Source organism: Rhodococcus sp. MEB064 (genome assembly GCF_000834565.1).
Classification (GTDB): Bacteria; Actinomycetota; Actinomycetes; order Mycobacteriales; family Mycobacteriaceae; genus Rhodococcoides.
Window position 1 is genome coordinate 23,630 of the sequence record NZ_JXQS01000001.1, and the last position, 10,859, is coordinate 34,488.

The window sequence follows — 10,859 nt, forward strand, 5'->3', positions numbered from 1 at the left end:
CGGAACTAGAACGCTCGGCAGGACCTGATGTCGGACGCCAGGATCGCCTTGGCACCGAGGTCGGCGAGTTCGTCCATGACGGCGTTGTGGCCCTTGCGGGGAACCATCGCGCGGATCGCGACCCAGGCTTCGTCGGCCAACGGCGACAGCGTCGGCGACTCGAGGCCGGGCGTGATCTTGACGGCATCGTCGAGAATCGTTCGCGGGCAGTCGTAGTCGAGCATCAAGTACTGCTGAGCGAAGACCACGCCCTGAACACGTGCGATCAGTTGGTTGCGTGCCTTGTCGTCGGTGGGCGAACCCTCCCGTTCGATCAACACACCTTCCGAGTCGCACAGCGACTCACCGAAGGCCACCAGATTGTGCTGTCGCAGAGTGCGTCCCGAACCCACCACGTCGGCTATCGCGTCGGCGACACCGAGCTGGATCGAGATCTCGACGGCGCCGTCCAAACGGATCACGGTGGCCTCGAGGCCACGCGCTGCGAGGTCACGACGAACCAGGTTGGGGTACGAGGTGGCGATGCGGAGGCCCGCCAGATCCTCCGGCGTCCATTCCTTGCCCGCGGGCGCGGCGTAGCGGAACGAGCTGTTGCCGAAGCCCAGAGCGAGGCGTTCCGCCACGGGGGCGCCGGAATCGAGCGCGAGATCCCGACCGGTGATGCCGAGATCGAGTTCACCCGACCCGACATAGATCGCGATGTCCTTGGGGCGGAGGAAGAAGAATTCGACGTTGTTCGACGGGTCGAGCACGGTGAGGTCCCGCGAATCCGCACGGCGGCGGTAGCCGGCTTCGCTCAGGATTTCACCGGCGAGTTCGGACAGGGAACCTTTGTTGGGCACTGCTACGCGAAGCATGATCTACATCCTGTGGTGAGAGAGGTGGGTGAGGAACGCGGACGTGCTCACAGATGTCGGTAGACATCCTCGAGCGACAGGTTCTTGCCCACCATCAACACCTGGACCCAGTACAGGAGCTGCGAGATCTCCTCGGCGAGAGCGTCGTCGCTCTCGTGCTCGGCGGCGATCCACACTTCGCCGGCCTCTTCGAGGATCTTCTTGCCCTGCTGATGCACTCCCGCGTCCAGCGCGGCGACGGTGCCGGAGCCCTCAGGCCTGGTGGCAGCGCGATCGGTGAGCTCGGCGAACAGGGACTCGAAGTTCTTCACGGGTCATGATTGTTCCACGGCGGCGCCGACCCACCGCCATCAGTGTCCTCGAGCGCGCGCAGACCTCAGGTCGTCCAGGGTCAGCCCTTCGAGCGTCGTCCGGAAGGTCCTACCCGGACCCTCGGGCACCCGGACCTCCGACGGCACTACCACGACCGCGCACCCGGCAGCGATCGCCGATTCGGTACCCGTCGGCGAGTCCTCGACGGCCACGCACGACCCCGCGTCCACGCCCAGCATGTGGGCACCCCGCCGATACGGATCCGGAGCGGGCTTCGCATGCTCGACCTCGTCGCCGCACACCGTGGCGTCGAAGCGGTGCCGCCCGAGCGTCTCGAGTGCGATCTCCGTCAGCATGCGCTCGGTGTTGGTCACCAACGCGCACCCCAGACCGGCCGACTTCACCAGATCCAGCGCTGCCTCGGCACCCGGGCGCCACGGCAGCCCCTCACCGAACAGCTCGACCACACGAGTGTTCAGCCACTGCGCCGCCTCCGCCAGATTCTCCGGCGTCGCCTCACGACCGACATGGGCGAACACCTTCGCCAGGGCACCCATCATGGAGTTGCCCAGAGTGGATTCGCGCACCTCCGGCGTCAGCTCACGGCCGAACGACGCCGACAGCTCGTACACCGCGATGTCCCAGAGGCGCTCCGAGTCCAACAGCGTCCCGTCCATGTCGAACAAGACGGCCTTGAGCTCAGACATTGAAGTACTTCGCCTCCGGGTGGTGCAGAACGAAGGCATCCGTGGACTGCTCCGGATGCAACTGCAACTCGTCGGACAGGTCCACTCCGATGCGCTGCGGCTCCAGCATCGCGACCAGCTTGATGCGGTCCTCGAGGTCGGGGCACGCACCGTAGCCGAACGAGTAGCGGGCACCGCGATACTCGAGCTTGAAGTACCCCTCGACGTTCGACGGATCCTGGTCCACCAGCGACCGGCCGTCGGGAAGGACGAGCTCTTCACGCACGCGACGGTGCCAGTACTCGGCCAGGGCTTCCGTGAGCTGGACGCCGATGCCGTGCACCTCCAGGTAGTCGCGGTACGCATCCGCCTTGAACAGCTCGTTGGCGAAGTCCGCGATGGGCTGACCCATCGTCACCAGGTTCATCGGGAGCACGTCGACGACGCCGGTCTCCCGAGCGAGGTCGCGGGAGCGCACGAAGTCGGCGATGCACAGGAACCTGCCGCGGTCCTGACGCGGGAAGGTGAAGCGGAAACGTTCCGCCGCATCGGGTTCGGGAGATTCCAGCACGACGACGTCGTCACCTTCGGACACCGCCGGGAAGTACCCGTAGACCAACGCGGCGTGCGCCAGGATGCCGTCCGTGCTCAGACGGTCCAGCCAGTACCGCAGCCGCGGCCGGCCTTCGGTCTCCACCAGATCCTCGTACGTGGCGCCCTCCCCCGCGCGGGCTCCGCGCAGTCCCCACTGGCCGAGGAAGAGTGCACGCTCGTCGAGCAGACCCGAGTACTCGGACAGCGAGATCCCCTTGACGATGCGGCTGCCCCAGAACGGCGGCGACGGCAGTTCCTTCTCGACGGAGACGTCGGACCGCTCGGGGATGACCACGGGTGCTTCGGCGGCCTTGCGCTTCTCCGCGATGCGACGCGAACGCTCGTGCCGTTCCTTACGCTCGGCGGTCTTCTGCTTCGCGGCGAGCGCTTCCTCGCTGTTCTCCGCCGGTGCCACACCACGCTTGGTGTTCATGATGGTGTCCATCAGGCGCAGACCCTCGAAGGCGTCACGTGCATACGACACGTCGCCGTCGTAGACCTCGGCCAGGTCGTTCTCGACGTACGAGCGCGTGAGTGCTGCGCCTCCCAGCATCACCGGGAACTGCTCCGAGACGCCCTTGGCGTTCATCTCGAGCAGGTTCTCCTTCATGACCACCGTCGACTTCACCAGCAGACCGGACATCCCGATGACGTCCGCTCGCTTGTCGACGGCGGCGTCGAGGATCGCCGAGATGGGCTGCTTGATGCCGAGGTTGACCACCTCGTAACCGTTGTTGCTCAGAATGATGTCGACGAGGTTCTTGCCGATGTCGTGGACGTCGCCCTTGACGGTGGCCAGGACGATGCGCCCCTTGCCGTCCTCGTCCGACGCTTCCATGTGCGGCTCGAGGTGTGCCACAGCAGCTTTCATGACCTCGGCGGACTGCAGGACGAACGGCAACTGCATCTGTCCGGATCCGAACAGCTCACCGACGGTCTTCATACCGGACAGCAGGGTCTCGTTGATGATCGCGAGCGGCGGCTTCTCCGTCATCGCCTCGTCGAGATCGTCGCCGAGGCCGGCGCGCTCGCCGTCCACGATGCGACGCTCGAGCCGGTCGAACAGCGGCAGTCCGGCCAGTTCCTGCGCACGTGTCTCGCGAGCCGATGCCGCCGAGACACCCTCGAACAGTGCCATCAGCGCCTGCAGCGGGTCGTATCCCTCGCGGCGGCGGTCGTAGACGAGGTCGAGGGCGACCTGGCGCTGCTCCTCGGGGATGCGTGCCATCGGCAGAATCTTCGAGGCGTGGACGATGGCCGTGTCCAGACCGGCCTGCGTGCACTCGTGCAGGAACACCGAGTTGAGCACCTGCCGTGCCGCAGGGTTGAGCCCGAACGAGATGTTCGAGATGCCCAGGGTGAAGTGGACCTCGGGATGACTCTCGTGCAGCCGGCGGATGGCTTCGATGGTCTCGATGCCGTCGCGGCGGACCTCCTCCTGACCGGTGGAGATGGGGAAGGTGAGCGTGTCCAGGATGATGTCCGACTCCGGGAGTCCCCAGTTGTCCCGGATGTCGGCGATGAGGCGCTCGGCGATGCGCACCTTCCAGTCGGCGGTGCGGGCCTGGCCCTCCTCGTCGATGGTCAAGGCCACGACAGCGGCACCGTGCCGCTTGACCAGTGTCATGATGCGCTGGAACCGCGACTCCGGGCCGTCGCCGTCCTCGTAGTTGACGGAGTTGACCGCGCTACGGCCGCCGAGATGTTCGAGGCCTGCTTCGAGCACGGCCGGCTCGGTGGAGTCGAGCATGATCGGCAGTGTCGAGGACGTGGCCAACCGTGATGCCAGGGCGGACATGTCCGCGGCGCCGTCGCGGCCGACGTAGTCGACGTTGAGGTCGAGCATGTGGGCGCCGTCGCGTGTCTGGTCCTTCGCGATGTCGAGGCACTTCTGATAGTCCTCGGACAGCATGGCGTCGCGGAACGCCTTGGAGCCGTTGGAGTTGGTGCGCTCACCGATCATCATGATGCTGGCGTCCTGCTCGAACGGCACGGCCGCGTAGAGGGACGACACGCCTCGCTCGGGCTTCGGGTTGCGCACACCCTTGCGCGCATCGTGCACGGCGTCGGCGACCTGGCGGATGTGCTCCGGCGTGGTGCCGCAGCAGCCGCCGACGAGCGCGAGCCCGAATTCGGTAACGAAGCCGCTCAGTGCCTCAGCCAGCTCTTCCGGACCCAGCGGGTACTCCGCGCCGTGAGCTCCGAGCTGCGGCAGTCCTGCATTGGGCATGACCGAGATCGGCAGTGTGGAGTGCTTGCTCAGATGGCGGAGGTGCTCGCTCATCTCGGCAGGACCCGTGGCGCAGTTCAGGCCGATCAGGTCCACCCCGAGCGGCTCGATCGCCGTCAGAGCTGCGCCGATCTCGCTTCCCAGGAGCATGGTGCCCGTGGTCTCGACCGTGACGTGGGTGATGATCGGGATCCGGATGCCGAGCTGCTCCATCGCGGCCTGGCTGCCGAGGATGGCTGCCTTGACCTGCAGCAGGTCCTGGCACGTCTCGATCAACACCGCGTCGGCGCCGCCGTCGATCATCCCGAGCGCTGCCTCGGCATACGCGTCGCGCAGTGCGCGGAACGGTGCGTGCCCGAGCGTCGGGAGCTTGGTTCCGGGGCCCATGGATCCGAGAACGAAACGGCCCATGCCGTCGCGACCGGGTCCCATCTCGTCGGCGACCTCACGGGCCAGAACAGTGCCTTTGTACGACAGTTCACGGATGCGGTCCGAGATGTCGTAGTCCGCCAGGTTGGGCAGGTTGCAGCCGAACGTGTTGGTCTCGACCGCGTCGGCGCCCGCCTCGAAATATGCGCGATGTATGTGACGGAGCACATCGGGGCGGGTGTCGTTGAGAATTTCGTTGCAGCCCTCGAGACCGTTGAAGTCGTCCAAGGTCAGGTCCGCTGCCTGCAGCATTGTTCCCATGGCACCGTCTCCGATGACAACGCGCTGAGAGAGCGCATCGAGCAGGCGTGAACGGAATTCGACTGGCATGTGCTCAACAGTAGTGGTCGGTCCCGACACCTCTGGTCGTAGGCTGGGTGGGTGAGTGCGCCAGAAACGCCCCAGGGCGATTCCCCCGTGGTTCGAGACCCCAGTGAGATCGAGGAAACGGTCGATTCCGAGCTGGGCGAGATCCTCCCTACCCTGCGCGCCCCGATTCTCGTCGCCGCCTTCGAAGGGTGGAACGACGCGGGTGACGCCGCGAGCGGTGCCGTCGAGCATCTCGAGCTCATCTGGGACGCGACACCTCTGGCGGAGCTGGACTCCGAGGACTACTACGACTACCAGGTGAACCGGCCCACCGTGCGCCAGGTCGACGGTGTCACCCGCGAGATCGAGTGGCCGTCGACGCGGTTGTCGGTGTGCTCCCCTCCCGGCAGCGACCGCGACGTGGTTCTCCTGCGCGGTATCGAGCCCAACATGCGCTGGCGGAGCTTCTGCGACGACCTGCTCGAGTTCATCGACCAGCTCGGCGTCGAAACGGTCGTCATTCTCGGCGCGCTGCTCGCCGACACACCGCACACCAGGCCCGTTCCGGTGACCGGCACCGCGTACAGCACCGAGTCGGCGGAGCAGTTCAACCTCGAGCAGACCCGGTACGAGGGGCCGACCGGCATCACCGGAGTGCTTCAGGACGAATGCGTCAAGGCAGGCATCCCGGCCGTGTCTCTGTGGGCAGCGGTTCCGCACTACGTCTCGCAGCCGCCCAACCCGAAGGCCACCGTCGCCCTGCTGCAGCGCGTCGAGGACGTCCTCGACATCGAGGTGCCTCTCGGCGAACTTCCTTCCTTGGCCGAGGACTGGGAGGAGTCGGTCACCGAGATGACCAAGGACGACGACGAGATCGCCGAGTACGTCCGCACTCTCGAAGAGCGCGGCGACGCCGAGGTCGACATGTCCGAGGCCGTCTCCAAGGTGGACGGTGACGCGCTGGCCGCCGAGTTCGAGCGCTACCTGCGCCGACGGGGTCCCGGAAGCTTCGGGTTGTGACGCGCGCTCGTCACCGGTGAGCTCGCGACTAGCACGGCTCCGCATCGGCGCTCTGTACGCCGGCGGCTTCCTCGGCCCGTTCGGCGGCGGAGTGGTGTCGTCGATGCTGCCCGAGATGGGGGCAGACCTGGGTGTGTCCACCGGGTCGGCGGCATCCACCCTCAGTGCGTACCTGTTCCCGTTCGCGCTGGCCATGCTCGTGTCGGGCACCCTCGGCGCGCGGTGGGGCCGCGTGCGCACCGTGCGCCTCGCCTACCTTCTCTACGTCGTCTCCTCGCTCCTGTGCGCGGTCGCGCCCACGCTCGACCTGCTGCTGGGTGCGCGCGCTCTGCAAGGCATCGGCAATTCCTTCACGACGCCGTTGCTCCTCGCGTCACTGGCGGCCGTGACTCCGCGCGAGCGCCTGGGACGGGTTCTCGGCACGTTCGGCGCCCTGCAGGCAGCAGGTCAGACCAGCGCTCCGCTGGTCGGTGGCCTCGCCGCGGAGTTCGACTGGCGGTACGCGTTCGTCGTGCTGGCCGTCGTCGCTGCGATCCTCGGATTCGTCGGACTTCCCCCGGCGACATCGCCGTCCACCCCCGGCGGTCGTCCCGAACGCCTCCGCGACGCCCTCACCGTCCCGGTCCTGCGCGTGGCGGTGGTCGCGCTCCTCGGCTGGGGCGCCCTGGGAGGCCTCAACTTCCTCGTCGCCTTCCGCGCCGAGGACACGTTCGGCCTGTCCTCCACCCAGCGCGGACTGCTGCTGACCGTGTTCGGCGTCGCCGGAATCCTGGTGGCACGGCGCGTCGGTGGACTGATCGACCGCATCGGGCCACGTCGGGCGATCGTGGGTGCCGCTCCGGTCGGCGCGGTCCTCGTCGCCCTCGCCGGCACCATGCCCAGCCTGGTGGTCGTCGGCCTCGTCTGGGCGGCAGCGGGTGTCGCGAGCCAGTTCATCCTGGTCGGCGTCAACGCCGCTGTCCTCGGCTCGTCGGGGGCGAACCGCGGCGGCGCCGTCTCGGTCGTCCAGTCGTTCCGGTTCTCGGGGGCGGCCTTCGCTCCGCTCGCGCTGACCCCGCTGTACGGGGTGCACCCGACGCTGGCGTTCGTCATCCCCGCCGTCCTGTTGGCAGTCGTCGCGCCGCTGGTGATGACCGGGCCGAAGACCTGACAGCGCGCCGGTCGCGCTCGAGAGTGAATGATGACGCCGCCGTAACACGAGCGCAGCAGTGCCGTCACCGCGTGCACGGACAGTCGTCCCATGGCCAGCACTCCGAAGTTCATCCAAGGCGTCTTTCCCTTCGTCGGGCACGGCCTGGGCAAGTCCGAGCTTCTCGACGCCGCGACGGCGTACACCGTTCCGTCGGGCCTGACCGCCCAGCCGCTGTACTTCCGTGGCGGTAACTCCTCCGACGAACTGGTCGTCGTCACGCTCACGCGCGACGGAGAGTCGATGCGCGTGTTCCCGATGGGCGCGAAGGCGAGCGTCAACGTTCCGCTGCGCGTCGTCGAGGACGTCGATCCGGACTCGGTTCTCGAACTCACCGTCGCCGCACCCGACGGCTGCAGCGGCGAGGTCGTCGTCGACTTCGGAATGATGATCTTCTGATGTCGCCTGCAGCAGAACGGCACCGACTGCTCGTCGTCGGCAACGGAATGGCCGGGGCTCGCACCGTCGAGGAGATCCTCGGCCGCGACCCCGAGAAGTTCGACGTCACGATGATCGGCGACGAGCCGTACGGCAACTACAACCGGATCATGCTCTCGCACGTGCTCTCGGGTGAGTCGTCCATCGACGACGACGATCTGATGCTCAACCCCATGGCCTGGTACCGGGAGAACGGCGTCACCCTCCACGTCGGTGACCGGGCGGTCGCGCTGGACCGATTCGCCAAGAACGTGACATGCGAGAGCGGGCGAGTCGTCCCGTACGACACCGTGATCATCGCGACCGGGAGCACGACGTTCTTCCCCAACATGGACGGACTGCGTGAGGCCGACGGCCGACTGGCGCGTGGCGTCTTCGGTTTCCGGACGATCGAGGACACCAACGGGATGCTGCAGATGGCGTCCTCCCGCGACGGGATCCGGGCCGTCGTCATCGGTGGCGGACTGCTGGGGCTCGAAGCCGCCTACGGTCTGCGCACGCAGGGCATCGATGTGGACGTCGTGCACTCCCCCGGACACCTGATGAACCAGCAGCTCGACGAACGCGGTGGACGCGTGCTGCGCAACAAGATCGAGGACCTCGGCGTCGGCGTCTACACGTCGAAGCGCACCACGGCGGTGCTGCGGGGCGACAGCGGCGCCGTCACCGGGGTCGCGTTCAACGACGGTTCCACCCTGCCCGCGGACATGATCGTCGTGACGGCCGGCATCCGCCCCAACGTCGACCTCGCACGGCGTGCCGGACTGGTGATCGAGCGCGGCATCGTCGTCGACGACCAGATGCGGTGCGAGGACGAGGGCGCGATCCACGCGGTCGGAGAATGCTGCCAGCACCGCGGTGAGGTGTACGGCCTCGTGGCTCCCCTGTGGGAGCAGGCGTCGGTCCTGGCCGACGTGCTGACCGGCGCGAATCCGGCTGCGGCATATCATGGTTCGCGGCTGACGACGAAGCTCAAGGTCGCGGGCGTCGACGTCGCCGCGATGGGCGTCAAGGGCCCCGAGCGGGACACCGACGAGTTCGTGCAGTTCTACGAACCTCGGAGCGGCACCTACAAGTCGGTGGTCGTGCGCGACAACAAGCTGATCGGCGCGATGCTGCTGGGCGACATCAGCAAGGTGAGCTTCCTGACCCAGGCGTTCGACGAGAAGGTGCCGCTGCCCGACGAGCGCATCAGCATGCTCTTCGACATGGGCACACCCAGCGCCGAGACCGGCGCGGCCGAGCTGTCCGACGACGTGCAGGTGTGCAACTGCAACGGGGTCACCAAGGGCGACATCGTCGCCTGCGTGCACGGCGGGGCCACCACCGTCTCCGAGGTCGTGGGAAAGACCCGTGCGGGCAAAGGCTGCGGGTCGTGCAAGGGCCTGGTCGCGGACATCGTCGCCTGCGCTGCCGGCGGAGCGCTGACGGTCGATCCCGCGGCCGACTGGTACGTCCCCTGCATCCCGATGTCCAAGCCCGAGCTCATCGAGGCCGTCCGCTCGCAGAACCTCCGATCCGTCTCCGCAGTGTTCGATGCGCTGGCCGATGCCGAGGATGCGACAGCGAAGATGCCGCTGGCCTCGTTGCTGCGCGTGGTCTGGGGACCCGACTGGGTCGACGAGCGTGGCGCGCTGTTCATCAACGACCGCGTACACGCCAACATCCAGCGCGACGGCACCTTCTCCGTCGTCCCACAGATGAAGGGCGGCGTGACCACCCCGGACCAGCTGCGGAAGATCGCGGACGTCGCGGACAAGTACGGGGTCCCCCTGGTCAAGGTCACCGGTGGTCAGCGCATCGACCTGCTCGGCATCAAGAAAGAAGATCTGCCGAAGGTGTGGGGCGATCTCGACATGCCGTCCGGGTACGCCTACGGCAAGAGCATGCGCACCGTGAAGACGTGTGTCGGTAGCGATTTCTGCCGATTCGGGCTGGGCGATTCGACAGCACTCGGCATCGCGATCGAGGAGCGATTCCAGGGCCTCGAAACTCCCGCGAAGCTCAAGTTGGCCGTAGCCGGATGCCCCCGCAACTGCTCCGAGGCGCTCTGCAAGGACTTCGGTGCAGTGGCCGTCGGCGATGGCCGGTGGGAGATCTACATCGGCGGGGCGGCCGGCGCACACATCCGCAAGGGCGACGTCCTCGCGACCGTCGACTCCCCCGAGGAGGTCCTCACCCTCGCGGGCCGGTTCATCCAGTACTACCGCGAGGAGGCCAAGTGGCTCGAGCGGACCTACGCCTTCGTGCCGCGGGTCGGCCTCGAAACGCTGCAGCGACTGCTCGTCGACGATGCCGAGGGCCTCTGTGCAGGACTCGACGAGCGCATCCAGATCTCCATCGACGGCTACACCGATCCGTGGAAGGAACGTGCGGCGCCGCGGTCACCCGCCCAGTTCGCACCCTCCCTCCCCCTGCTCCCGCTGCCTCAGGTGCCGGTTCGACCCCGACCGGCCTCCGGCCTTCCCGCAATCCGATGACGACAGCACAGGCGACCGTCGTGGGGACCGTCGACGATCTCACCCCCGGCGAAGGCCGTACGTACGTCGTCGACGGGCGACAGATCGCTGTCTTCCTCCTGACCGACGGGACGGTGCGCGCGATGGACGCGGTGTGCCCACATCGCGGCGGGCCGCTGGCGGACGGGCAGATCGACGGAGCAGTCGTCGTGTGTCCCCTGCACCAGTACCAGTTCTCCCTGGACACCGGCCGGTGCACCACCGAGGGCATCGGAACGGTCGCGACCTACAGTGCCGACGTCGTCGACGGGCAGGTGGCTGTCCGACTGTCCTGAC

The 10,859-nt window shown here is 67.3% G+C and carries 9 protein-coding genes; 5 read left to right on the top strand and 4 right to left on the bottom strand.

All coding sequences use genetic code 11. The features are described from left to right. Positions 1–5: 5 nt before the first annotated feature. The 4 genes from hisG to metH are packed head-to-tail and all read right to left on the bottom strand — an operon-like array spanning position 6 to position 5,438. A complete protein-coding gene (hisG, locus tag RU01_RS00125) occupies positions 6–857 on the bottom strand; it encodes an ATP phosphoribosyltransferase (RefSeq protein WP_042572481.1) in 852 nt (283 codons plus the stop codon). A gap of 47 nt (positions 858–904) precedes the next feature. Beyond that, positions 905–1,168, bottom strand: coding sequence for a phosphoribosyl-ATP diphosphatase (locus tag RU01_RS00130; RefSeq protein WP_042572482.1), 264 nt, complete (start codon positions 1,166–1,168; stop codon positions 905–907). Between the two features lie 39 nt (positions 1,169–1,207). Beyond that, positions 1,208–1,876, bottom strand: a complete 669-nt coding sequence (locus RU01_RS00135; RefSeq protein ID WP_156148719.1) for an HAD family hydrolase — start codon at positions 1,874–1,876, stop codon at positions 1,208–1,210. Continuing rightward, a complete protein-coding gene (gene metH, locus RU01_RS00140; RefSeq protein WP_042572484.1) occupies positions 1,869–5,438 on the bottom strand; it encodes a methionine synthase in 3,570 nt (1,189 codons plus the stop codon). Before metH ends, RU01_RS00135 begins: the two co-directional genes overlap by 8 nt. A gap of 87 nt (positions 5,439–5,525) precedes the next feature. On the opposite strand from metH, the gene RU01_RS00145 reads away from it, so the two are divergent. From RU01_RS00145 to RU01_RS00165, 5 genes are all read left to right on the top strand, one after another. After that, the gene (locus tag RU01_RS00145) at positions 5,526–6,437 is read left to right on the top strand and encodes a PAC2 family protein (RefSeq protein ID WP_042572485.1); all 912 of its coding nucleotides are present in this window, start codon (positions 5,526–5,528) and stop codon (positions 6,435–6,437) included. Between the two features lie 16 nt (positions 6,438–6,453). Beyond that, complete coding sequence (locus tag RU01_RS00150) at positions 6,454–7,587, top strand: MFS transporter (protein ID WP_042572486.1); 1,134 nt, start codon at positions 6,454–6,456, stop codon at positions 7,585–7,587. Between the two features lie 90 nt (positions 7,588–7,677). Then, a complete protein-coding gene (locus RU01_RS00155; protein ID WP_042572487.1) occupies positions 7,678–8,025 on the top strand; it encodes a hypothetical protein in 348 nt (115 codons plus the stop codon). Further along, the gene (gene nirB, locus RU01_RS00160; protein ID WP_042572488.1) at positions 8,025–10,544 is read left to right on the top strand and encodes a nitrite reductase large subunit NirB; all 2,520 of its coding nucleotides are present in this window, start codon (positions 8,025–8,027) and stop codon (positions 10,542–10,544) included. Before RU01_RS00155 ends, nirB begins: the two co-directional genes overlap by 1 nt. Next, entirely contained in the window at positions 10,541–10,858 is a 318-nt protein-coding gene (locus RU01_RS00165; protein WP_042572489.1) for a Rieske (2Fe-2S) protein, read from the top strand. Before nirB ends, RU01_RS00165 begins: the two co-directional genes overlap by 4 nt. Position 10,859: the final 1 nt, after the last annotated feature.